Annotated in this window: 23 protein-coding genes and 2 pseudogenes; 12 read left to right on the top strand and 13 right to left on the bottom strand. The window is 70.3% G+C overall.

Going from position 1 to position 22,688, the window contains the following annotated elements; translation table 11 throughout:
• The first annotated feature begins 41 nt into the window (after nt 1–41).
• Complete coding sequence (locus ACH5AC_RS20725; protein WP_398863565.1) at nt 42–929, top strand: winged helix-turn-helix transcriptional regulator; 888 nt, start codon at nt 42–44, stop codon at nt 927–929.
• On the opposite strand, the gene ACH5AC_RS20720 is transcribed toward ACH5AC_RS20725, so the two are convergent.
• Together ACH5AC_RS20720 and ACH5AC_RS20715 are read right to left on the bottom strand one after the other, a co-directional pair.
• Complete coding sequence (locus ACH5AC_RS20720; RefSeq protein ID WP_398863401.1) at nt 904–1,455, bottom strand: TetR/AcrR family transcriptional regulator; 552 nt, start codon at nt 1,453–1,455, stop codon at nt 904–906. The genes ACH5AC_RS20725 and ACH5AC_RS20720 overlap by 26 nt on opposite strands.
• Nucleotides 1,455–1,775, bottom strand: a complete 321-nt coding sequence (locus tag ACH5AC_RS20715) for a DMT family transporter (protein ID WP_398863400.1) — start codon at nt 1,773–1,775, stop codon at nt 1,455–1,457. Before ACH5AC_RS20715 ends, ACH5AC_RS20720 begins: the two co-directional genes overlap by 1 nt.
• Nucleotides 1,776–2,013: 238 nt before the next feature.
• Between ACH5AC_RS20715 and ACH5AC_RS20710 the strand changes: the two genes are divergently transcribed.
• Nucleotides 2,014–2,865, top strand: a complete 852-nt coding sequence (locus ACH5AC_RS20710) for an AbfB domain-containing protein (RefSeq protein WP_398863399.1) — start codon at nt 2,014–2,016, stop codon at nt 2,863–2,865.
• Nucleotides 2,866–2,929: 64 nt separating this feature from the next.
• Here the strand turns inward: ACH5AC_RS20710 and ACH5AC_RS20705 are convergent, their stop codons facing one another.
• The 8 genes from ACH5AC_RS20705 to ACH5AC_RS20670 are packed head-to-tail and all read right to left on the bottom strand — an operon-like array spanning nt 2,930 to nt 9,455.
• On the bottom strand, nt 2,930–3,262 hold the full coding sequence (locus ACH5AC_RS20705; protein WP_363158305.1) for a metal-sulfur cluster assembly factor: 333 nt from the start codon (nt 3,260–3,262) through the stop codon (nt 2,930–2,932).
• On the bottom strand, nt 3,259–3,726 hold the full coding sequence (gene sufU, locus ACH5AC_RS20700; protein ID WP_398863398.1) for a Fe-S cluster assembly sulfur transfer protein SufU: 468 nt from the start codon (nt 3,724–3,726) through the stop codon (nt 3,259–3,261). The genes ACH5AC_RS20705 and sufU overlap by 4 nt, the downstream gene beginning before the upstream one ends.
• Before the next feature lie 9 nt (nt 3,727–3,735).
• The gene (locus tag ACH5AC_RS20695; RefSeq protein WP_398863397.1) at nt 3,736–4,992 is read right to left on the bottom strand and encodes a cysteine desulfurase; all 1,257 of its coding nucleotides are present in this window, start codon (nt 4,990–4,992) and stop codon (nt 3,736–3,738) included.
• Complete coding sequence (gene sufC / locus ACH5AC_RS20690; RefSeq protein WP_398863396.1) at nt 4,989–5,753, bottom strand: Fe-S cluster assembly ATPase SufC; 765 nt, start codon at nt 5,751–5,753, stop codon at nt 4,989–4,991. The genes ACH5AC_RS20695 and sufC overlap by 4 nt, the downstream gene beginning before the upstream one ends.
• Before the next feature lie 7 nt (nt 5,754–5,760).
• Complete coding sequence (locus ACH5AC_RS20685; protein WP_398863395.1) at nt 5,761–6,078, bottom strand: bifunctional 3-phenylpropionate/cinnamic acid dioxygenase ferredoxin subunit; 318 nt, start codon at nt 6,076–6,078, stop codon at nt 5,761–5,763.
• Nucleotides 6,075–7,259 (bottom strand): Fe-S cluster assembly protein SufD, encoded by a 1,185-nt coding sequence (gene sufD, locus ACH5AC_RS20680; protein ID WP_398863394.1) that lies wholly within the window; start codon nt 7,257–7,259, stop codon nt 6,075–6,077. The genes ACH5AC_RS20685 and sufD overlap by 4 nt, the downstream gene beginning before the upstream one ends.
• Nucleotides 7,260–7,314: 55 nt before the next feature.
• The gene (sufB, locus tag ACH5AC_RS20675; RefSeq protein WP_398863393.1) at nt 7,315–8,736 is read right to left on the bottom strand and encodes a Fe-S cluster assembly protein SufB; all 1,422 of its coding nucleotides are present in this window, start codon (nt 8,734–8,736) and stop codon (nt 7,315–7,317) included.
• Nucleotides 8,733–9,455 carry a helix-turn-helix transcriptional regulator gene (locus ACH5AC_RS20670; protein ID WP_398863392.1) on the bottom strand — a complete coding sequence of 241 codons (723 nt, stop codon included), beginning with the start codon at nt 9,453–9,455 and terminating at the stop codon, nt 8,733–8,735. Before ACH5AC_RS20670 ends, sufB begins: the two co-directional genes overlap by 4 nt.
• Before the next feature lie 393 nt (nt 9,456–9,848).
• On the opposite strand from ACH5AC_RS20670, the pseudogene ACH5AC_RS20665 reads away from it, so the two are divergent.
• The 5 genes and pseudogenes from ACH5AC_RS20665 to ACH5AC_RS20645 form a co-directional block, all read left to right on the top strand.
• A pseudogene (locus ACH5AC_RS20665) lies at nt 9,849–9,896 on the top strand (hypothetical protein); the annotation flags it as partial.
• 32 nt (nt 9,897–9,928) lie between these two features.
• Nucleotides 9,929–10,348 (top strand): annotated as a pseudogene (locus ACH5AC_RS20660) (AAC(3) family N-acetyltransferase); the annotation flags it as partial.
• A gap of 56 nt (nt 10,349–10,404) precedes the next feature.
• Entirely contained in the window at nt 10,405–11,328 is a 924-nt protein-coding gene (locus tag ACH5AC_RS20655; RefSeq protein ID WP_398863391.1) for an ABC transporter ATP-binding protein, read from the top strand.
• The gene (locus ACH5AC_RS20650; RefSeq protein WP_398863390.1) at nt 11,325–12,095 is read left to right on the top strand and encodes an ABC transporter permease; all 771 of its coding nucleotides are present in this window, start codon (nt 11,325–11,327) and stop codon (nt 12,093–12,095) included. The genes ACH5AC_RS20655 and ACH5AC_RS20650 overlap by 4 nt, the downstream gene beginning before the upstream one ends.
• 51 nt (nt 12,096–12,146) lie before the next feature.
• Nucleotides 12,147–13,157 (top strand): heme A synthase, encoded by a 1,011-nt coding sequence (locus tag ACH5AC_RS20645; RefSeq protein ID WP_398863389.1) that lies wholly within the window; start codon nt 12,147–12,149, stop codon nt 13,155–13,157.
• Here the strand turns inward: ACH5AC_RS20645 and ACH5AC_RS20640 are convergent, their stop codons facing one another.
• The 3 genes from ACH5AC_RS20640 to ACH5AC_RS20630 all read right to left on the bottom strand — a co-directional run bounded on the left by ACH5AC_RS20640 (nt 13,158) and on the right by ACH5AC_RS20630 (nt 15,694).
• Nucleotides 13,158–14,261, bottom strand: a complete 1,104-nt coding sequence (locus ACH5AC_RS20640) for an amidohydrolase family protein (protein WP_398863388.1) — start codon at nt 14,259–14,261, stop codon at nt 13,158–13,160.
• Between the two features lie 89 nt (nt 14,262–14,350).
• Nucleotides 14,351–14,671, bottom strand: coding sequence for a hypothetical protein (locus tag ACH5AC_RS20635; RefSeq protein ID WP_398863387.1), 321 nt, complete (start codon nt 14,669–14,671; stop codon nt 14,351–14,353).
• A gap of 69 nt (nt 14,672–14,740) precedes the next feature.
• On the bottom strand, nt 14,741–15,694 hold the full coding sequence (locus ACH5AC_RS20630; protein ID WP_398863386.1) for a heme o synthase: 954 nt from the start codon (nt 15,692–15,694) through the stop codon (nt 14,741–14,743).
• A gap of 344 nt (nt 15,695–16,038) precedes the next feature.
• On the opposite strand from ACH5AC_RS20630, the gene tkt reads away from it, so the two are divergent.
• Genes tkt through pgl form a run of 5 tightly spaced genes read left to right on the top strand, consistent with a single transcriptional unit; the run spans nt 16,039 to nt 22,626 of the window.
• Nucleotides 16,039–18,126 carry a transketolase gene (gene tkt / locus ACH5AC_RS20625; RefSeq protein WP_398863384.1) on the top strand — a complete coding sequence of 696 codons (2,088 nt, stop codon included), beginning with the start codon at nt 16,039–16,041 and terminating at the stop codon, nt 18,124–18,126.
• Nucleotides 18,127–18,160: 34 nt separating this feature from the next.
• Nucleotides 18,161–19,279 carry a transaldolase gene (tal, locus tag ACH5AC_RS20620; protein ID WP_398863382.1) on the top strand — a complete coding sequence of 373 codons (1,119 nt, stop codon included), beginning with the start codon at nt 18,161–18,163 and terminating at the stop codon, nt 19,277–19,279.
• Between the two features lie 4 nt (nt 19,280–19,283).
• A complete protein-coding gene (gene zwf / locus ACH5AC_RS20615; RefSeq protein WP_398863381.1) occupies nt 19,284–20,822 on the top strand; it encodes a glucose-6-phosphate dehydrogenase in 1,539 nt (512 codons plus the stop codon).
• Nucleotides 20,819–21,847 (top strand): glucose-6-phosphate dehydrogenase assembly protein OpcA, encoded by a 1,029-nt coding sequence (opcA, locus tag ACH5AC_RS20610; RefSeq protein ID WP_398863380.1) that lies wholly within the window; start codon nt 20,819–20,821, stop codon nt 21,845–21,847. Before zwf ends, opcA begins: the two co-directional genes overlap by 4 nt.
• Nucleotides 21,844–22,626, top strand: a complete 783-nt coding sequence (pgl, locus tag ACH5AC_RS20605) for a 6-phosphogluconolactonase (protein ID WP_398863379.1) — start codon at nt 21,844–21,846, stop codon at nt 22,624–22,626. Before opcA ends, pgl begins: the two co-directional genes overlap by 4 nt.
• Nucleotides 22,627–22,688 lie beyond the last annotated feature (62 nt).

Here is a 22,688-nt window from a genome sequence, read left to right as displayed (position 1 = left end):
ACATGGCAGCCTCAGGTCAACTGAGAAAGGGGCTGATGGCCATGGCCCGCAGGACGAGCCTGGAGGACTCCACCTGTGCCATCGCGCAGGCCCTGGACGTCGTCGGCGACTGGTGGACCCTGCTGATCGTGCGGGACACCGCCCGCGGGGTGCATCGCTTCGACGAGCTGCAGCGTGAACTCGGCCTGTCCCGCAAGGTACTGACGGAGCGTCTGCGCCTGCTGGTGGAGGCCGATGTGCTCACCCGGGTGCCGTACCAGGAGCGCCCGGTGCGCCACGAGTACCGTCTCACCCCGCGCGGCCGCGCCCTGCTGCCCGTGCTGGTCGCCCTCCAGGACTGGGGGGACGCCTGGGTGCTGGGCGAGGGCGATACGACGGCCACGGCGGCGGAGGCGTCCACGGAGGCCGGACGGGTGCACGCGCTGCGCGGCACGCGGGTGCCGGAGCTGCGGCTGCTCGACCACACCGGCGAGCCGCGCGATCCGGTCGCCGCCGACACGCCGTACACCGTCCTGTACTGCTTCCCCGGCGCCTACGCACGCCCCGACGCCTACCCGCCCGGCTGGGCGGAGATTCCCGGCGCCCCCGGCTGCACCCTGGAGTCCCGCACCTACCGGGACCGGCTGGCCGAGTTCACTGCCGCGGGCGCGACGGTGCACGGCGTGTCCACCCAACGCCCGGACGAGCAGCATGCTTTCGCCGAGAAGGAGGGCCTGCGCCTCCCCCTGCTCTCCGACGGCGAGCTGTCGCTGATCGCCGCGCTGCGCCTGCCGACGTTCCGCGTGGCGGGCGCGAGCCGGCTGAAGCGGCTGACGCTGGTCGTGGACCGGGAGCGGGTGATCCGGGAGGTGCAGTACCCGGTGGCGGACATCACGGGCGGCGTCGATGCGGCGCTGGCCGCCGTCAGGCGCCTCGGCGCACCGGGATGACCCGGGCCAGCACCTCCCGCGCGTACTCCTCGTCGTAGACCCCGTCCGTCAGCAGGACCTGCAGACAGATCCCGTCCATCAGCGCCACCAGCGCCCGCGCCGTGACCGGGTCCGTGCGGCGGGCCAGCCGGTCGGCGAGGCCCTGGGCCCACTCGGCGGCCACCGGGCGCAGGGCGGGGCGGCGCAGGGCGGCGAGATAGAGCTCGTACTCCAGCTCGACCCCGGTGCGCTCGCCGCCGAGCCACTCGCCCAGCAGGGCCGCGAGTTCGGCGGCCAGGTCGGCGCCGGTGTCCGTGAGGTCCCCGCGGGTGGCGAGCGCCTTGTCGAAGCCCTCGTTCGCCTGCCGCAGGGCGGCGACCATCAGGTCGTCGAGGGTCTTGAAGTGGTACGTCGTCGAGCCGAGCGGTACGTCCGCCTCGGCGGCGACGCTGCGGTGACTCAACCCGGCGAGCCCTTTCTTCCCCACCACCCGGATCGCCGCGTCGATGATCCGCTGCCGCCGCTCGGGGTCGTGGCGCCGGGCCATCAGTGGGCACCGCCGAGGTTCAGCACGACCACTCCCCCGACGATCAGCAGGATCCCCGCGGCCTTCACCGGACCCAGCCCCTCGCCGAACAGTGCGAGCCCGATGACGGCGACGGAGGCCGTGCCGACGCCGGACCAGATGGCGTAAGCGGTGCCGATGGCCAGCGACTTCAGGGTCTGGGCGAGCAGGGCGAAGGAGACGACGTAGCCGACGGCGGTCAGGACCGAGGGCCACAGCCGGCTGAAGCCGTCGCTGTACTTCATGGCGGTGGTCGCGGCCACCTCGGCGGCGATGGCGCCGGCGAGCGTCAGATATCCCATGTGTACGAGCGTACATAACGCCGAAGGGTCGTACGGGCGACGGGAGATGGCCGGCGCGGGTGCGATGGGAAAGCGTTGCGGGGTGCGATGAGAAAGCGTTATCGAAAGCGCTCCGGAAACTGCTGCTGGCGCGCCTCGGCTTCCTCTAGTGTTTCAGCGTTCACCTACCCGGGCCGTCGCCATACCCGGGCCTTCGCAGCCGCGGCCGCCGTCACGCGCGCCGCTGGAGGAACAGCGCATGCCAGACAACGAGTCCCGGCCCTCTCTGGACAGACCATGGGAGAACGGCTGGACCCCGGAAACCTCCCGGGCCCCCGGAACCCGCCGCCTCTGGCTGGCCGGTGCCCTCGCCGTGGCCACGGTCGCGGCCTGCTTGACGGCGATAGCCCTGAACGACAAGCCTGCTGACGAGACATCAGCGAACGATGCGGCGGGACAGGCGACGGCGGACACCAAGAACGGCCCCGGCCTGATCACCTTCGCCAGCCCCTCCCCAACGGACGGCGACCGGCCGAAGCCGCCCCCGGCGTCGCACGGCTCCCCCTCCCCTTCCTCCTCCCCCACCCCGCACGACGGTGCCTCACCCGCCCCGTCCGCGTCCCCTTCGCAGCAGACGCCGAGCGCCAAGCCCACGCCGGCCGAACCGAGCGCCCCCGACCCCGCGCCCGACTCCTACCGCCGCTCGGTCCGCTCGGTGAACTACCCCGACCGCTACTGGCACCTGAGCGGCGGTCAGGTGAAACTCGACCGGGCCGGCGGCTCGGAGTTCCGTGAGGACGCCACCTTCACCGTGGTCCCGGGCCTGGCCGACGGCTCCTGCTTCTCCTTCACCACGTCCGACGGCGACTACCTCCGCCACCGCAGCTTCGTCCTGCGCGCCGACCGCCACGACGGCTCCGCCCTCTTCGCCAAGGACGCCACCTTCTGCTCCCGCCCCTCCCCCCACTCCGGCGCGGTCATGCTGGAGTCCCTGAACTACCCGGGCCGCTTCCTGCGCCACGAGAACTTCCAGGTGAAGCTCGACCCGTACCAGCGCAGCAGCATCTACCTCGCGGACTCGGCGTTCCACTTCGTGACGGCGCTGGACTGAGGCACGCGTACGAGAAAGGGCGACACCCGAAGAGTGTCGCCCTTTCCCACGTGCCGAGGAGGTGTCACACGTTGAAGCCCAGCGCCCGCAGCTGCTCCCGGCCGTCGTCCGTGATCTTGTCGGGGCCCCACGGGGGCATCCAGACCCAGTTGATGCGGAGTTCGCTGACGAGGCCGTCCGTGGCGGACTTGGCCTGGTCCTCGATGACGTCCGTCAGCGGACACGCCGCGGAGGTCAGAGTCATGTCGATCGTCGCGATGTTCGCGTCGTCGATGTGGATGCCGTAGATCAGACCCAGGTTGACGACGTCGATGCCCAGCTCGGGGTCTACGACGTCGTACAGCGCCTCGCGGATCTCCTCCTCCGAGGCCGGCTTCATCTCAACGGTCTCAGTCATGCCGTCTTCCTTTCGGCGTCGGCTCCGCCCAGCGCCTGAGCCGTCGCGTCCTTCCACGCCATCCAGCTCAGGAGGGCGCACTTGACCCGGGCGGGGTACTTGGAGACCCCGGCGAACGCGACCGCGTCCTCCAGGATGTCCTCCATGGCGTCGTCGGGCTCGATCCTGCCCTTGGACTGCATCAGCTCCAGGAAGGTCTCCTGGATCCGCTGCGCCTCGGACACGTCCTTGCCGACCAGCAGGTCGTTCAGCACGGAGGCCGATGCCTGGCTGATGGAGCAGCCCTGGCCCTCGTACGAGACGTCCTCGATCGTCGTGCCGTCGTACTTCACGCGCAGGGTGATCTCGTCGCCGCAGGTCGGGTTGACGTGGTGCACCTCGGCGTCGCCGTCCCTCAGACCACGCCCGTGCGGGTTCTTGTAGTGGTCCAGGATGACTTCCTGGTACATCGAATCCAGCTTCACGACAGCCTCTCAGCCGAAGAAGTTCCGTACGTGCTCCAGGCCGTCCACCAGTGCGTCGATCTCGGCCGGCGTGGAGTACAGATAGAACGACGCTCGCGTGGTCGCAGGAATTCCGTACCGGAGGCAGACGGGCCGCGCGCAGTGGTGGCCGACGCGGACCGCGATGCCCAGCTCGTCGAGGACCTGGCCCACGTCGTGCGGGTGGATGTCGCCGAGGGTGAAGGAGATCGCGGCGCCCCGGTCCTCGGCCGTGGTGGGGCCGATGATCCGCAGGTCGGGGACGTCCGCCAGCCGCTTCACGGCGTACTCGGTGAGCGCGTGCTCATGGGCGAGGATCTTGTCCATGCCGATCGAGTTGAGGTAGTCGATCGCCGCGCCCAGGCCGACCGCCTGCGCGATCGGAGGGGTGCCCGCCTCGAACTTGTGCGGGGCGGGAGCGTACGTGGACGAGTGCATCGACACCGTCTCGATCATCTCGCCGCCGCCGAGGAAGGGGGGAAGGTCCTCCAGCAGCTCCTGTCGGCCCCAGAGGACGCCGATGCCGGTCGGGCCGCACATCTTGTGGCCGGTGAAGGCCACGAAGTCGGCCTGCAGGGCCTGCACGTCCATCGGCATGTGGGGCGCCGCCTGCGAGGCGTCGACGCAGACCAGCGCGCCGACCTCCTGCGCACGGCGGACTATCGCCTCGACCGGGTTGACGGTGCCCAGGATGTTCGACACCAGGACGAAGGAGACGATCTTCGTCTTCTCCGTGATGACCTCGTCGATGTTCGACAGGTCCAGGCGGCCGTCGTCCGTCAGACCGAACCACTTCAGCTTCGCGCCCGTGCGCTGCGCCAGCAGCTGCCACGGCACGATGTTGGAGTGGTGCTCCATCTCCGTGATGACGATCTCGGTGTCGGAGTCCACGCGGTAGGGCTCGTCGGCCCAGCCCAGCATGTTCGCCACGAGGTTCAGCGACTCGGAGGCGTTCTTGGTGAAGATCACCTCGTCGCGGCTGGGCGCGTTGATGAACTCGGCGACCTTGTCGCGCGCGCCCTCGTACAGTGCCGTGGCCTCCTCGGCGAGGACGTGCACGCCACGGTGGACGTTGGCGTTGTGCTGCTCGTAGTACTCGGAGAGCACGTCGATCACCTGGCGCGGGGTCTGCGAGGTCGCCGCGTTGTCGAGGTAGACGAGCTTCTTCCCGTCATGGAGCACACGGTCCAGGATGGGGAAGTCCTTGCGGAGCGCCTCGGTGTCGAGAAGGCCCGGCAGCTGTGTCACTCGGATGCGCCACCCTTCGTGTACGCCTCGTAGCCCTCGGCCTCCAGCTTGTCGGCGAGCTCGGGGCCACCCGACTCGACGATCTTGCCGGCGGCGAAGACGTGGACGTGATCGGGCTTGATGTAGCGCAGGATGCGCGTGTAGTGCGTGATCAGCAGGGTGCCGACCTCGCCGGTCTCGCGGACGCGGTTGACGCCCTCGGAGACGATACGAAGGGCGTCGACGTCGAGGCCGGAGTCCGTCTCGTCGAGGATCGCGAGCTTCGGCTTGAGCAGCTCCAGCTGGAGGATCTCGTGGCGCTTCTTCTCACCGCCGGAGAAGCCCTCGTTGACGTTGCGCTCGGCGAAGGAGGGGTCCATGTTGAGGCGCTCCATGGCCTCCTTGACCTCCTTCACCCAGGTGCGCAGCTTGGGGGCCTCGCCGCGGATGGCGGTGGCGGAGGTGCGCAGGAAGTTGGAGACCGAGACGCCGGGGACCTCGACCGGGTACTGCATGGCCAGGAACAGGCCGGCGCGGGCGCGCTCGTCGACGGACATCTCCAGGACGTCCTCGCCGTCGAGGGTGACGGTGCCGCCGGTGATCGTGTACTTGGGGTGACCCGCGAGGGAGTACGCGAGGGTCGACTTGCCGGAGCCGTTGGGGCCCATGATGGCGTGCGTCTCGCCCTGCTTCACGGTGAGGTCGACGCCCTTGAGGATCTCCTTCGTGGCGTTGTCGGCCTCGACGGTGACGCGCAGGTCTCGGATTTCAAGCGTTGCCATGGGTGCCTCAGGACTCCTGGTTGAGGGAGACGAGCACGTCGTCCCCTTCGATCTTTACGGGGTATACGGGGACGGGGCGCGTCGCGGGAAGGCCGGACGGCTTGCCGGTGCGGAGGTCGAAGCTGGAGCCGTGCAGCCAGCACTCGATCTGGCAGTCCTCCACCTCGCCCTCGGAGAGCGAGACGTTCGCGTGGGAGCAGATGTCGTGGATCGCGAACACCTCGCCCTCGGTGTGCACGATGGACACCGGCGTGCCGTCGAGTTCCACCCGCTTCGGGGTGTCCTCCTCCAGCTCGCTCAGCGCACAGGCGCGTACGTACGTCATGCGACGGACGCCTCCAGCTCCTCTTCGATCTTGGCGATGAGGCGCTCCTCGATGTCCGCGACGCCGATCTGCTGGACCAGCTCGGCGAAGAAGCCGCGGACCACGAGCCGACGGGCCTCGTGCTCCGGGATACCGCGGGCCATCAGGTAGAACAGCTGCTCGTCGTCGAAGCGGCCGGTGGCGGAGGCGTGGCCGGCGCCGACGATCTCACCGGTCTCGATCTCCAGGTTCGGCACCGAGTCGACGCGCGCGCCGTCCGTGAGGACGAGGTTGCGGTTCATCTCGTAGGTGTCGGTGCCCTCGGCGGCGGCCTCGATGAGGACGTCGCCGATCCACACGGCGTGCGCCTCGTCGCCCTGGAGGGCGCCCTTGTAGACGACGTTGGACTTGCAGTGCGGCACGTTGTGCGTGACCAGCAGTCGGTGCTCCTGGTGCTGGCCGGCGTCGGTGAAGTACAGGCCGAACAGCTCGGCCTCGCCGCCGGGGCCGGCGTAGGTCACGCGCGGGTGCAGGCGGACGACGTCGCCGCCGAACGTGACGACGACCGACTTGAAGGAGGCGTCGCGGCCGACGAGCGCGTTGTGCTGGGCGATGTGCACGGCCTTGTCGTCCCAGTCCTGGACGGAGACGACGGTCAGCTTGGCGCCGTCGCCCAGGATGTAGTCGACATTGGCGGCGAGCACGGCGTCACCGGTGTGGTCGATGACGACGACGGCCTCGGCGAAGGCGCCCAGCTCGATCACCTGGTGGGCGAAGGCGGTGCCGCCCTCGCCGTGCACGGCGATCCGGATCGGCTCGGTGAGGACCGTCTCCTTGGGGACGGTGACCACGCCGGCCTTCTCGAACGCCGAGTACGCCTGGGCGGCGATGCGGTCCACCGGGGTGCCCGCCCTGCCGAGCCGCGCGTCGTCGCGGCCGACGGTCTCGACGGTGACGCCCTCGGGGGCCTGTACGTCGACCTTCAGGCCGTCGCCGGTGGCGACCGCGGTGCCGTCGTGCAGGCCGCGCAGCCGCTCCAGCGGGGTGAACCGCCACTCCTCCTCACGGCCGTGCGGGACCGGGAAGTCCGCGACGTCGAAGGAGGGCGGCGCGCTCATGCGGGAGACGACGGTCGACTCGGCGGCCACCGCGATGGCGCCTGCGGTGGTGGAGCCCACCGGGGTGTTCTGAGCCTCAGCCATGGCTGTCGTAGTGCTCTCTTTCAATGAGTAAGACGTGTGCTGACCGGGGGCGGGGTTAGCCGACCGCGCCCTCCATCTGCAGCTCGATCAGCCGGTTGAGCTCCAGCGCGTACTCCATCGGCAGTTCCTTGGCGATCGGCTCGACGAAACCGCGCACGATCATCGCCATCGCCTCGTCCTCGGACAGGCCGCGGCTCATCAGGTAGAACAGCTGGTCCTCGGAGACCTTGGAGACGGTCGCCTCGTGGCCCATGGACACGTCGTCCTCGCGGACGTCGACGTACGGGTAGGTGTCGGAGCGGGAGATGGTGTCGACGAGCAGCGCGTCGCACAGGACGTTCGACTTGGAGCCGGGTGCGCCCTCGCCGATCTCGATCAGACCACGGTAGGAGGTACGGCCGCCACCGCGGGCCACCGACTTCGACACGATGTTGGACGAGGTGTTCGGGGCCATGTGGACCATCTTGGCGCCGGCGTCCTGGTGCTGCCCCTCGCCCGCGAAGGCGATGGAGAGCGTCTCGCCCTTGGCGTGCTCGCCCATGAGGTAGACGGCCGGGTACTTCATCGTCACCTTGGAGCCGATGTTGCCGTCGATCCACTCCATGGTGGCGCCCTCGTAGGCGACGGCGCGCTTGGTGACCAGGTTGTAGACGTTGTTCGACCAGTTCTGGATGGTCGTGTAGCGGCAGCGGGCGTTCTTCTTGACGATGATCTCGACGACCGCGGAGTGCAGCGAGTCCGACTTGTAGATCGGGGCGGTGCAGCCCTCGACGTAGTGCACGTAGGCGCCCTCGTCGACGATGATCAGGGTCCGCTCGAACTGGCCCATGTTCTCCGTGTTGATCCGGAAGTACGCCTGGAGCGGGATCTCGACGTGCACGCCCTTCGGCACGTAGATGAAGGAGCCGCCCGACCACACGGCGGTGTTCAGGGCCGCGAACTTGTTGTCACCGGCCGGGATGACGGTGCCGAAGTACTCCTTGAAGAGCTCCGGGTGCTCCTTCAGGGCGGTGTCGGTGTCGAGGAAGATGACGCCCTGCTCCTCCAGGTCCTCGCGGATCTGGTGGTAGACGACCTCCGACTCGTACTGGGCGGCGACACCGGCGACGAGGCGCTGCTTCTCGGCCTCCGGGATGCCCAGCTTGTCGTAGGTGTTCTTGATGTCCTCGGGCAGGTCCTCCCAGGACTCCGCCTGCTTCTCCGTGGAGCGCACGAAGTACTTGATGTTGTCGAAGTCGATGCCGGACAGGTCGGAGCCCCAGTTCGGCATGGGCTTCTTCTCGAAGAGCTTCAGACCCTTGAGGCGCAGCTTGGTCATCCACTCCGGCTCGGACTTCTTGCCCGAGATGTCGCGGACGACAGCCTCGCTCAGGCCGCGCTTCGCTGCGGCACCGGCCTCGTCGGAGTCGGCCCAGCCGTATTCGTACTTGCCCAGACCCTCGAGTTCGGGGTGGGCAGTCTCCGTGGGGAGAGTCATGCGGGGTTCCTCCCGGCCGTGCTTGCAGATGCGTCAGTGGAATTGGGGGAAATCTTGGGGATGAACGTCGTGCAGACGCCGTCGCCGTGCGCGATGGTCGCCAGTCGCTGCACATGCGTACCGAGCAGCTCGGCGAAGAATTCCGTCTCCGCCTCGCACAGCTGCGGGAACTGCTCGGCGACATGGGCGACCGGGCAGTGGTGCTGGCACAGCTGCTCACCCACGGGCGCGCTCCGCGCAGTGGCAGCGTACCCGTCGACACTCAGGGCCTTGGCCAGGGCTTCGGTGCGCTTGTCGGGGGACACGCCCTCGATCGCCTTGCGGTAGGCGCTCGCCTGGGCGGCGATGCGTGCGCGGGCGAAGGCGGCGATGGCCTCCTGGCCCCCCTCACGCTCGGCGATCCAGCGCAGCGCGTCGGCGGCGAGCTTGTCGTACGACTGGTCGAAGGCGTCGCGGCCGCAGTCGGTGAGCGCGAAGACCTTGGCGGGACGCCCGCGCGTCCGCGCTCCGTACACGCGCTGCTCCCGCGCCTCCACCACGTCGTCGGCGGCCAGCGCGTCGAGGTGGCGGCGGACGGCGGCCTGGGTCAGGCCCAGCCGGGCGGCCAGCTCGGCGACGGTCGACGGCCCGTGGTCCAGGATGGACCGCGCGACCCGGTTGCGGGTGGACCGCTCCCCGGTCGCCAGTTCCTCCTGCGGAGCTGCGCCGACGTTTTTCACAACGCCATTGTTGCGTAATTCCGCGGAGGCGGGCAAGCCGCGCCCGGACCGCCGGACGGTGCCCTGCATCACTTAGGCATACCTAATCTGACCTGCGGAAACGATCTTTGATCGATCAGACGACCGGGCAAATCGCTGGCGCCGCGAGCCCCCGTCCGGGACACTCCCGAGCATGCCGAAACCCCCTCTCACCGGCCCTCTTGTCACTCGGGCCTCCGGCGGTCGGCCGACGGGGGACTCGCTGACTTGTGCGGCTGCACGCTCGATACAGCGCAGGCTTTTCAGCCCGTCTGGGGTCCCCCTCTGGGGGAGTTTGAGGACGAGGCCCGTTCAGGGCCGATACGGGGCTGTGGGGGCGCAGCCCCCAGCGGGGGTCCGGGGCGGCGCCCCGGGATGGGACGGGTAGGGGCGGCGGGGGCGAAACAGCCGGGCGCCCTGCGCAGCGCGCACCCCCACACCTCCTTCGCCGCCCTCGGCCCGCGCACCCCCACACCTCCTTCGCCGCCCTCGGCCCGCGCGCCGCGGAGATCACCGACGACCACGCCCTCGACTGCCGCCTCGGCGAGCGCAGCCCCCTGGCCCGGCTGGAGAAGCTGGGCGCCCGGGTCCTGCTGCTCGGGGCGGGCTACGACAGCTGCACCAGCTTCCACCTCGCCGAGTACCGCATCGACGCCCCGCTCGTCGAGGTGGGCCGGCCCGCCGCGAGTGGCGGATGGGAGACGGTCACCGAGGTGTCGATCAGCGCCGACCGGTTCGACGAACTGGGCCACGACTTCGAACGGGACCGGCCCGTGGTACGAGGCACAGTGGGCGCCGCCGACACCCGGCTGTTCCCGGTCGCCGACGCCGTGGCCTACGCCGAACGCTGGCTCGCCCTGCACCGCCCGCACTGACCGGTTCACGCACCCCCGCGTCCGAGCACCCGCCCGCGAACCTAGACTCTGGACCCATGCGAACTGAGCCTGTCGTCCAGGTCCAGGCCCTGGTGAAGCGGTACGGGACGAAAACCGCGGTGAACGGCCTCGACCTGACGGCCCGGGCGGGCGTCACCGCCGTCCTCGGCCCCAACGGAGCCGGCAAGACGACGACGATCGAGACCTGCGAGGGATACCGCGAGCCGGACTCCGGCACGGTCCGCGTCCTCGGCCTCGACCCGGTGAGACAGGCCGCCGAGCTGCACCCCCGGATCGGCGTGATGCTCCAGTCCGGCGGGGTCTACTCGGGCGCGCGGGCCGACGAGATGCTGCGCCACATGGCGAAGCTGCACGCGCACCCGCTCGACGTGGACGCCCTCATCGAGCGGCTCGGGCTCGGCTCCTGCGGCCGGACCACCTACCGCCGGCTCTCCGGCGGCCAGCAGCAGCGCCTCGCCCTCGCCATGGCGATCGTCGGCCGCCCCGAGCTGGTCTTCCTCGACGAACCCACCGCCGGCCTCGACCCGCAGGCCCGCCGCAACACCTGGGACCTCGTCCGGGACCTGCGCGCCGACGGCGTTTCGGTCATCCTCACCACGCACTACATGGACGAGGCCGAACAGCTCGCCGACGACGTGGCCATCATCGACGCGGGCCAGGTCATCGCCCAGGGCTCCCCCGAGGAGCTGTGCCGCGGCGGCGCCGAGAACACCCTGCGCTTCACCGGCCGCCCCGGCCTCGACGTCGGCTCCCTGCTCAAGGCCCTGCCCTCCGACTCCTCGGCCGACGAGCTGACCCCCGGCTCCTACCGGGTCACCGGCAACGTCGACCCCCAGCTGCTGGCCACGGTCACCTCCTGGTGCGCCCAGCACGGAGTGATGCCGGACCGCATCTCGGTGGAACGGCACACCCTCGAAGACGTCTTTCTGGAGCTCACCGGCAAGGAGCTGCGCTCGTGACCGCCACCGGCATCCACACCCCCCGGCCGGGCGCGGCCCCGCTCCTCCGGATGATCGCGGCGCAGGCGGCGCTGGAGACGAAGATGCTGCTGCGCAACGGCGAGCAGCTGCTGCTGACGGTCGTCATCCCGACGCTGCTGCTGGTGCTGTTCAGCTCGGTGGACATCGTCGACACCGGCGAGGGCGAGGCCGTCGACTTCCTCGCACCGGGTGTCCTGGCACTGGCGGTGATGTCGACGGCGTTCACGGGGCAGGCCATCGCCACCGGGTTCGAGCGCCGGTACGGCGTGCTGAAGCGGCTGGCGTCGTCACCGCTGCCCCGCTGGGGCCTGATGGCGGCCAAGACCGCGTCCGTCCTGGTCACCGAGATTCTCCAGGTGATCCTGCTCACGGCGATCGCCTTCGCGCTGGGCTGGTCCCCGCACGGCAACCCCCTCGCCGTCCTGCTCCTGCTGGTCCTCGGCACGGCCGCCTTCTCCGGCCTCGGCCTGCTGATGGCGGGCACCCTCAGGGCCGAGGCCACGCTGGCCGCCGCCAACCTGGTGTTCCTGCTGCTCCTGGTGGGCGGCGGGGTCGTCGTACCGCTGGACAAGTTCCCGTCCGCCGCCCAGGACGTGCTGGGGCTCCTGCCCATCGCGGCGCTCTCGGACGGCCTGCGGGACGTGCTGCAGGACGGGGCCGGGATGCCGTGGGGTGACCTGGGGATCCTGGCCGCGTGGGCGATCGCCGGGCTGGCGGCCGCCGGACGGTTCTTCCGCTGGGAGTAGGACTCCGGGGAGTCGGACCCTCGTGAAAGCGTGCACAAGCGGCGGCCTACGATGGGGCCCGTGCCAAACGTGACCCGCGCCGACGCCGTAGCCGCCGTGCGCAACCCGCTCGCCTTCCTCGCCGAACGCTGGACCCCGGACCCCCGGACGGTTCAGCGGGCGGCCCTCGCCGCGCTCGTCATGTCGGTGGTCATCGTGGTCACCGGCGGCGCGGTCCGGCTCACCGGCTCCGGCCTCGGCTGCCCGACCTGGCCCAAGTGCACCGACGACTCGCTCACCGCGACCCGCGAGATGGGCTTCCACGGCGCCATCGAGTTCGGCAACCGCATGCTGACGTACGTGCTGTGCGCGGCCGTCGGCTGGGCGATCATCGCCGCCCGCTCCGAGAAGCCGTACCGGCAGGGCCTGACCCGGCTGGGCTGGGCGCAGTTCTGGGTGGTCATGGGCAACGCCGTGCTCGGTGGCATCGTCGTCCTGGTCGGCCTCAACCCGTACACGGTCTCGGCCCACTTCCTGCTGTCCTCGGCGCTCATCGCCGTCGCGACGGTGATGTGGCAGCGGACCCGGGAGGGCGACGCGGCGCCGCGGCCGCTGGTCGGCAGGGCGGTGCAGCAGTTGGTGTGGTTCCTGGTCGCCGGGTCCGTGCTGCTGATCGCGGTGGGTACGGTCGTCACGGGCGCCGGCCCGCACGCGGGTGACTCCAGCGAGGTCGAGCGAATGCCGCTGGACTGGGAGACCGTGGCCAAGCTGCACGCCGTGCTGGCGTGGATCGTGGTGACGCTGACCTTCGCCCTGTGGTTCGTCCTGAAGGCGGTGGACGCGCCCAAGGGTCCGCTGAACCGGACGCGGGAGCTCTTCCTGATCATGCTCGCCCAGGGGGCCATCGGGTACGTGCAGTACTTCACGGATCTTCCCGAGGCCCTGGTCGCGGCGCACATGCTCGGCTCAGCCGTGATGTGGATCTGGGTGCTGCGGGTGCTGCTGGCACTGCGGGAGCGGCCCGAGGTCACGGCCGGGCTGCCGGGTCCGTCGGCCGAGACGGCCGTACCCACGCGCGCGTAGTCACAGGCCGTAGACGCGTCGCGCGTTCCCCGCCGCCACCATCTGCGCCACCCGCTGCGCGTCCCCCAGGGACCACGCGCCCTCGGCCACCCAGCCGCCCAGGACCCGTGCCAGCGCCTCGCGGAACAGGCGGGCGCCCACCACGTGCAGCTCGGGCAGCCCGCCGGCCCCGCTGGAGAAGAGGATCTTGCCGAAGGGGGCCAGCTCCAGGATCTCCGCGAGGACGGTCGCGGCACGGGCGCCGGTGCGGACCAGGGCGGCCCCGGAGTCTGCGTACACATGCGGGAAGACACCAGCGAGGTGGGCGGCGTGGCGGTGGTAGGGGTAGCCGTGCAGCAGGACGAGGTCGGTGCCCAGGCCGGCGGTGGCCCGTACGAAGTCGGTCAGCAGCACCGGGTCCGTACGGTCGATGCGCGCGCCCGGCTCCGCGAGGCCGGCGTGCAGTTGGAGGGGCAGCCCCGACGCGACCGCGATCCACAGCAGGTGCCGTAGGAGAACGGGGTCGGTCAGCTCGCCCCCGACACGGCGGTCCGCCAGCCAGCGGCCGGCCGCGCCCCGCACCTCGCCGGGGCCGGGCGGCTCCGGCGCCAGTGCGAGACCGTGCCGTATGCCCGCGACCGAGGTGAAGGCGACGGCGTGCGCGGCGGCCCCGTGCACCGACTCGGCGAGGTTGGCGAGGAAGGACTCGACGGTGCCGGAGGTGTCGGCGACCTGTTCGGCGAGCAGTTCCAGGCGGACGATCTCGCGGGCGTTCGCGGCGGCCGCGGTCGCCATCTCGTCGGGGCCGGTGAGGTCGCCGGGCAGGCCCGTGTCGACCAGATACGTCGTGATGCCGGATCCGCGCAGCAGCCTGCGGCCCGCTTCCAGGACGCCGAGTTCACGGCGCCGGGCCAGATAGCGGGCCGGCGGGCAGTGCGGCTCCAGGCCCAGCAGAGGGGGGCACCAGCGGCGTACGGCGAAGCCCGTCTGGGTGTCGAAGAGGGTGGTGCCGGGGGCGGGTGGGCCTTCGGTGCGGGACAACTGGGCCTCGAAGGTGCCGAGGCCCAGCTCTGTCTTCAGTACGCCGTGGCAGTACTGGTCCACGAGGGACGGCGTGTCGATCATCCCGGTCTCCCCGTATAGGCGGTGCACTGCACGGACTAACGGGTGAACCGGTGTTCTGGTGATGGGACGATCGGCGGTTCTTGCGCTTCTCAGCCGCCGATCTGAATGCCGGCCATGCGCTTCCACTCGTACGCGCCCGTCGTCACCTTCGCCGCGAACTCGCCGTCGAACGCCTCGTGACGCGTGATGCCGGACTTCTCGACGGCCTTCTCGGCGATCTCGTACGTGGGGGCCACCAGGTCGCCCCAGCCGCCGTCCTCGCCGACGAGGACGATACGGGCGCCGCGCTCGCCGATGTAGGCGATCTGCCCCTCGGCCCCGCCGTGCGCCTTGGAGAAGGTGCTGATCTGCTTGGCGAGCCGGGCCACCTTGCGCTCGGCCTTCGCGTCAACCTGCTGCGTGTCTGCCATGACCGGAATGCTACCGGCCGGTAGCTAGCGGAGGAAGGGGCTGCAGAGGAACGGGCCGCGGAGGAAGGGCTACCGCAGGAAGGGGTCCACCGCCACCGCCACGAACAGCAGCGACACGTAGGTGATGGACCAGTGGAACAGCCGCATCTCCTTCAGCTTGCCGCCCGTCACCTCCGCCTTCGCCCTGTTCTGCAGCGCGTGCGCCTCCCACAGCCACCAGCCGCCCGCGGCCAGCGCCACGGCCGTGTAGAACCAGCCGGTGTAGCCGAGCGGGGTCAGCAGCAGGGAGACCGCGACCATCACCCAGCTGTAGATCACGATCTGCCGGGCGACGACCTTGTTGGAGGCGAGGACGGGCAGCATCGGCACGCCCACGCGCGCGTAGTCCTCCTTGACCTTCATGGACAGCGGCCAGTAGTGCGGCGGCGTCCAGAAGAAGATGACCAGGAAGAGGATGACGGGGGCCCAGGAGAGGGAGTCCTTCACCGCCGTCCAGCCGATCAGCACGGGCATGCAGCCGGCGATGCCGCCCCACACGATGTTCTGGGCCGTGCGGCGCTTGAGGATCATCGTGTAGACGACGACGTAGAAGAGGAGCGCGCCGAGGGCCAGCCAGGCGGAGAGCCAGTTGACGGTGAGGCCGAAGAGCAGGGTGGAGACCACCGCCAGGGTGATGCCGAAGGTGAGGCACTCGCGGGGGCTGACCATGCCGGTGACCAGCGGGCGCTGCGAGGTGCGGTCCATCAGCGCGTCGATGTCACGGTCGATGTACATGTTCAGCGCGTTGGCGCCGCCCGCGGAGAGGTAGCCGCCGACGCAGGTGAGCAGCACCAGACCGAGGTCGGGCACGCCCTGCTCCGCGAGGAACATCACCGGCACGGTGGTGATGAGCAGCAGCTCGATGATCCGCGGCTTGGTGAGCGCCACGAACGCCTTGACGCGCGCCCCCAACGGCCGATGGGCCGGGCTTTGACTGGTCCCGAGCAGTCCCGCCGGACGGGATTCAACGGCCGTCACGCACACCCCTACAGAGACATCCCAGCAAGCCTTCCCGTGTGAAGTGCCGGTAAAGGCTCGCGCGTACCACGCCACTGTAGACGTTGCCCAGACCCGGACATTCGCGGGGGTGGGGTCGTGTTGGCGGACCTGCTCCGACGTGCGAGTCCGGACCCGATTGAGCGGTCAGATGAGCGCGTCCGTATTCAGTTGCCGAATGCGGTCCCGGCCAGTCGGCAGGCGGATCAGAAAGGCGTCCCGCAGTCTGGAATCGCTCGAAAAAACGCACGTCCTACGGGGGTAGGCTCGACAGCGGCCGGCCGACGTCCAGTCGCCGGCGTTCGACATGTGGAGAGGAGCCCTGACCCAGGGTGAGCACCAAGCCGACCACCACAGACCTCGAGTGGACCGAGTTGGACCAGCGGGCCGTGGACACCGCCCGCGTCCTGGCCGCCGATGCCGTACAGAAGGTCGGCAACGGCCATCCGGGTACGGCGATGAGCCTGGCGCCTGCCGCCTACACCCTCTTCCAGAAGGTGATGCGGCACGACCCGGCGGACGCCGACTGGGTCGCCCGCGACCGCTTCGTGCTGTCCGCGGGCCACTCGTCCCTGACCCTGTACACCCAGCTGTACCTGGCCGGCTTCGGCCTGGAGCTGGACGACCTGAAGGCGTTCCGCACCTGGGGTTCGAAGACCCCGGGTCACCCGGAGTACGGCCACACCACGGGTGTGGAGACGACGACGGGTCCGCTGGGCCAGGGTGTCGCCAACGCCGTCGGCATGGCGATGGCCGCCCGCTACGAGCGCGGCCTGTTCGACCCCCAGGCCCCGGCCGGCGAGTCGCCCTTCGACCACTTCGTCTACGCCATCGCCGGTGACGGCTGCCTCCAGGAGGGCATCGCCGCCGAGGCGTCCTCCCTGGCCGGCCACCAGAAGCTCGGCAACCTGGTCCTGCTGTGGGACGACAACCACATCTCGATCGAGGGCGACACGGAGACGGCCGTCTCCGAGGACGTCTGCAAGCGGTACGAGGCGTACGGCTGGCATGTGCAGCGCGTCGCCCCGAAGCCGGACGGCGACCTCGACCCGCACGCCCTCTACAACGCGATCCAGGAAGCGAAGAAGGTCACGGACAAGCCGTCCTTCATCGCGATGCGCTCGATCATCGCCTGGCCCGCCCCGAACGCGCAGAACACCGAGGCGTCCCACGGCTCGGCACTCGGCGACGAGGAGGTCGCGGCCACCAAGCGCGTCCTCGGCTTCGACCCCGAGCAGACCTTCGAGGTCTCGGACGAGGTCATCGGCCACACCCGCAAGGCGCTGGAGCGCGGCGCGGAGGCGAAGGCCGAGTGGGAGAAGCAGTTCCAGCTGTGGCGGGACAACAACCCCGAACGCGCCGCCGAGTTCGACCGGATCAGCGCCGGTGAGCTGCCGGCCGGCTGGGAGGACAAGCTCCCCGTCTTCGAGCCCGGCAAGGGTGTCGCGACGCGTGCCGCGTCCGGCAAGGTGCTGCAGGCGCTCGGCGCGGTGATCCCGGAGCTGTGGGGCGGCTCCGCCGACCTGGCCGGCTCCAACAACACGACGATCGACAAGACCTCGTCGTTCCTCCCGGCGGACAACCCGCTGCCCGAGGCGGACCCGTACGGCCGCACGATCCACTTCGGCATCCGCGAGCACGCCATGGCCGCGGAGATGAACGGCATCGCGCTGCACGGCAACACCCGCATCTACGGCGGCACCTTCCTGGTGTTCTCCGACTACATGCGCAACGCGGTACGGCTGTCCGCCCTGATGCACCTGCCCGTGACGTACGTGTGGACGCACGACTCGATCGGTCTCGGCGAGGACGGCCCGACCCACCAGCCGGTGGAGCACCTGGCGTCGCTGCGCGCGATCCCGGGTCTGAACGTGGTCCGTCCGGCGGACGCCAACGAGACCGCGATCGCCTGGCGCGAGATCCTCAAGCGTCACACCAAGGAGTTCGGCAAGGGCGCCCCGCACGGTCTGGCGTTGACCCGCCAGGGTGTGCCGACGTACGAGCCCAACGAGGACGCCGCGCGCGGTGGCTACGTCCTGTTCGAGGCCCAGGGTGGCGACGCGCAGGTGATCCTGATCGCGACCGGCTCCGAGGTCCATGTCGCCGTCGAGGCGCGGGAGCAGCTCCAGGCCGACGGCGTCCCCACGCGTGTGGTGTCCATGCCGTCCGTGGAGTGGTTCGAGGAGCAGGACCAGGGGTACCGGGAGAGCGTCCTTCCGCCGTCCGTGAAGGCCCGGGTCGCGGTGGAGGCCGGTATCGGTCTCACCTGGCACAAGTACGTCGGGGACGCCGGCCGCATCGTCTCCCTGGAGCACTTCGGCGCGTCCGCCGACGGCAAGGTCCTCTTCCGCGAGTACGGCTTCACTGCCGAGAACGTGGCCGGCCAGGCCAGGGAATCCCTGGCCGCCGCCCAGCGCTGACGCCCATATACGACCCGTAGGAGTTTGATTTTCCATGACAGACGCACTCAAGCGCCTCTCCGAGGAAGGCGTCGCGATCTGGCTGGACGACCTGTCGCGCAAGCGGATCACGTCCGGCAACCTCGCCGAGCTGATCGACCAGCAGCACGTCGTGGGCGTCACCACCAACCCGACGATCTTCCAGAAGGCGATCTCGTCCGGCGACGGCTACGAGCAGCAGCTCGCGGACCTCGCCGCCCGCAAGGTCACCGTCGACGAGGCCGTCCGCATGATCACGACGGCGGACGTCCGGGACGCCGCCGACATCCTGCGCCCGGTCTTCGACGCGACCGGCGGCCAGGACGGCCGGGTCTCGATCGAGGTCGACCCGCGGCTGGCACACCACACCAAGGCGACGATCGCCGAGGCCAAGCAGCTGGCCTGGCTGGTCGACCGCCCGAACACGCTGATCAAGATCCCGGCGACCAGGGCGGGCCTGCCGGCGATCACCGAGGTGATCGGCAACGGCATCAGCGTCAACGTCACGCTGATCTTCTCGCTGGAGCGCTACCGCGAGGTCATGGACGCCTACCTGGCGGGTCTGGAGCAGGCGAAGGCCAAGGGCCTGGACCTGTCGCTGATCCACTCGGTCGCGTCCTTCTTCGTGTCCCGCGTGGACACCGAGATCGACAAGCGGCTCGACGCCCTGGGCACCGACGAGGCGAAGGCGCTGCGCGGCAAGGCCGCCCTCGCCAACGCGCGCCTGGCCTACCAGGCGTACGAGGAGGTCTTCGGCTCCGAGCGCTGGCTGGCCCTGGAGAAGGCCGGCGCCAACAAGCAGCGTCCGCTGTGGGCCTCCACCGGTGTGAAGGACCCGGCGTACAAGGACACCCTGTACGTCGACGACCTGGTGGCGCCGAACACGGTGAACACCATGCCGGAGGCGACCCTGCTGGCCACCGAGGACCACGGCTCGATCACCGGGAACACCGTCGCCGGGACGTACGAGCAGGCCCGCGCCGATCTCGACGCCGTCGAGAAGCTCGGCATCGCGTACGACGACGTGGTGCAGCTCCTGGAGGACGAGGGCGTCGAGAAGTTCGAGGCGTCCTGGAACGACCTGCTGAAGTCGACCGAGGCGGAGCTGGAGCGCCTCGCCCCCTCGGAGGGCTGACACTTTGTCACCTCTTTCCGGTTCCGGAGCGAACCCGCTTCGTGACCCCGCGGACCGACGGCTCCCGCGTATCGCGGGGCCGTCGGGCCTGGTCATCTTCGGCGTCACGGGCGATCTGTCGCGCAAGAAGCTGATGCCGGCCGTGTACGACCTCGCCAACCGGGGGCTGCTGCCGCCGGGCTTCTCGCTGGTGGGCTTCGCCCGCCGGGAGTGGGAGCACGAGGACTTCGCCGCCGAGGTGCACGACGCGGTGAAGGAGCACGCCAGGACGCCCTTCCGTGAGGAGGTCTGGCAGCAGCTCATCCAGGGCATGCGGTTCGTGCAGGGCACGTTCGACGACGACGACGCGTTCGAGCGGCTGCGCGCCACCATCGAGGAGCTGGACAAGGCACAGGGCACGGGCGGCAACTTCGCCTTCTACCTGTCGGTGCCGCCGCGTTCGTTCCCGGTGGTCATCCAGCAGCTGAAGAAGCACGGCCTGGCCGACCAGCGGGGCGGCTCCTGGCGCCGCGCGGTCATCGAGAAGCCGTTCGGTCACGACCTGAAGTCGGCCGAGGAGCTGAACGCGGTCGTGCACGAGGTGTTCTCGCCCGACCAGGTCTTCCGGATCGACCACTATCTGGGCAAGGAGACCGTCCAGAACATCCTGGCGCTGCGGTTCGCCAACACGATGTTCGAGCCGATCTGGAACCGGTCCTTCGTGGACCATGTGCAGATCACCATGGCCGAGGACATCGGCATCGGCGGCCGGGCCGGCTACTACGACGGCATCGGCTCGGCCCGTGACGTCATCCAGAACCACCTGCTCCAGCTGATGGCCCTCACGGCCATGGAGGAGCCGGCCTCCTTCGACGCGGACGCGCTCGCGGCGGAGAAGACCAAGGTGCTCGGCGCGGTCCGGCTGCCGCGGGACCTGGGCCGGGACACCGTGCGCGGTCAGTACGCGGCGGGCTGGCAGGGCGGCGCGAAGGCCGTCGGCTATCTCGAAGAGGACGGTATCGACCCGCAGTCGAAGACCGACACCTACGCGGCCATCAAGCTGCAGATCGACAACCGCCGCTGGGCGGGCGTCCCCTTCTACCTGCGCACCGGCAAGCGGCTGGGCCGCCGGGTGACGGAGATCGCGGTCGTCTTCCAGCGCGCTCCGCACTCCCCCTTCGACACGACGGCCACCGAGGAGCTGGGCTCCAACGCGATCGTCATCCGGGTCCAGCCGGACGAGGGCGTCACGGTCCGCTTCGGTTCGAAGGTGCCGGGCACCTCGATGGAGATCCGGGACGTGTCCATGGACTTCGCGTACGGCGAGTCCTTCACGGAGTCCAGCCCGGAGGCGTACGAGCGGCTGATCCTCGACGTGCTGCTGGGCGACGCCAACCTCTTCCCGCGCACCGAGGAGGTCGAGCTGTCCTGGAAGATCCTCGACCCCATCGAGGAGTACTGGGACACGAACGGCAGGCCCGCCCAGTACCCGGCCGGTACCTGGGGCCCCGTCGAGTCGGACGAGATGCTGCAGCGAGACGGACGGAGCTGGCGCCGGCCATGAAGATAGACCTCACGGACACCACGGCCAGCAAGATCAACAAGGCGCTGGTACAGGGGCGCCGGGCGATCGGCACCCCGGCCGTCGGCATGGTGCTCACGCTGGTCATCGTCACCGACGAGGAGAACGCGTACGACGCGCTGAAGTCCGCGAACGACGCGTCGCACGAGCATCCGTCGCGCACGCTGGTGGTCATCAGGCGTGTGTCGCGCAGCCCGCGCGACCGTACGTCGTCCCGGCTGGACGCCGAGGTGCGGGTGGGCGCGGAGGCGGGCACCGGCGAGACGGTGGTGCTGCGGCTGTACGGCGAGGGCGTGGACCACGCCCAGTCGGTGGTGCTGCCGCTGCTGCTGCCCGACGCCCCGGTCGTCGTCTGGTGGCCGGTGAACGCGCCGCTCGACCCGGCCGGCGATGCCCTGGGCGCGCTGGCCCAGCGCCGGGTGACGGACTCGTACGCGTCGGAGCAGCCGGTACGGGACCTCGGCGCCCGCGCCGAGACGTACACCCCCGGGGACACGGACCTGTCGTGGACCCGGATCACGCCCTGGCGCTCGATGCTGGCGGCGGCCCTGGACCAGGTCGCCTGCACGGTGCAGTCGGTCGAGGTGGAGGGCGAGGAGTTCAACCCGAGCTGTGAGTTGCTGGGGATGTGGCTCGCGGACCGGCTGGACGTCCCGGTGACGCGCTCGGTGTCGGCCGGGCCCGGTCTGACGGCGGTGCGGATGTCCACCGACTGCGGTCCGATCGTGCTGGACCGCCCGGACGGCGCGCTGGCCACGCTGTCCATCCACGGTCAGCCGGACCGTACGGTGGCGCTGAAGCGCCGCGAGACGTCCGATCTGATCGGCGAGGAGCTGCGCCGGCTGGACCCGGACGACACGTACGCGGCCACGCTGCGGTTCGGGGTGGAGCGGCTCGACACCTCGGGCGAGGGACCGGCGGCCAAAGGAGAACCGGTCGAGGAGGCTGCGGAAGCTGCCGCACCGCAAGCGGCGGCGGAGCCGGTGAAGGAGGCGGCCTCGCGATGAGCGCACCCCAGCTGGTCGTGCACCGCGACAAGGACCTGATGGCGCAGGCCGCCGCGGCCCGGCTGATCACGAAGATCGTGGACGCGCAGGCGTCCCGGGGCCAGGCGTCCGTGGTCCTCACGGGCGGCCGCAACGGCAACGGCCTGCTGGCCGCCCTGGCCGCCGCGCCGGCCCGGGACGCCATCGACTGGAGCCGTCTGGACCTCTGGTGGGGCGACGAGCGGTTCCTGCCGGAGGGCGACCCGGACCGCAATGTCACCCAGGCCCGTGAGGCCCTGCTGGACTCGGTGCCCCTGGACCCGAAGCGCGTGCACGCCATGCCCGCGTCGGACGGCCCCTACGGCACGGACGTGGAGGCGGCGGCCGCCGCCTACGCCGAGGAACTGGCCCGGGCCTCCAGCCCGGAGAACCACGCCTCGGTTCCCGCCTTCGACGTCCTGATGCTGGGTGTCGGCCCGGACACCCACGTGGCCTCCCTCTTCCCGGAACTGCCCGCGGTCCGGGAGACGGACCGCACGGTGGTCGGCGTACGCGGCGCCCCCAAGCCCCCGCCGACCCGGGTCACCCTGACCCTTCCGGCGATCCGCGCGGCCCGCGAGGTCTGGCTCCTGGCGGCCGGCGAGGACAAGGCCCAGGCCGCGGCCATCGCCCTCTCCGGCGCGGGCGAGATCCAGGCCCCGGCAGCAGGCGCCCACGGCCGCGCCCGCACCCTGTGGCTCCTGGACACGGCAGCGGCCTCACAACTGCCGAGGTCGCTGTATCCGCCGGCTTCGCCGTAACGCAGGGATCAGGAGGGGACGGGTAGGGGCGGCGGGGGCCAGAAACCCCCACGCCCGCCCCC

Source organism: Streptomyces sp. NPDC018693 (assembly GCF_044391385.1).
GTDB lineage: Bacteria > Actinomycetota > Actinomycetes > Streptomycetales > Streptomycetaceae > Streptomyces.
Note: the sequence above shows the minus strand (reverse complement) of the source record. Positions and strands in the feature narration are given on the sequence as shown.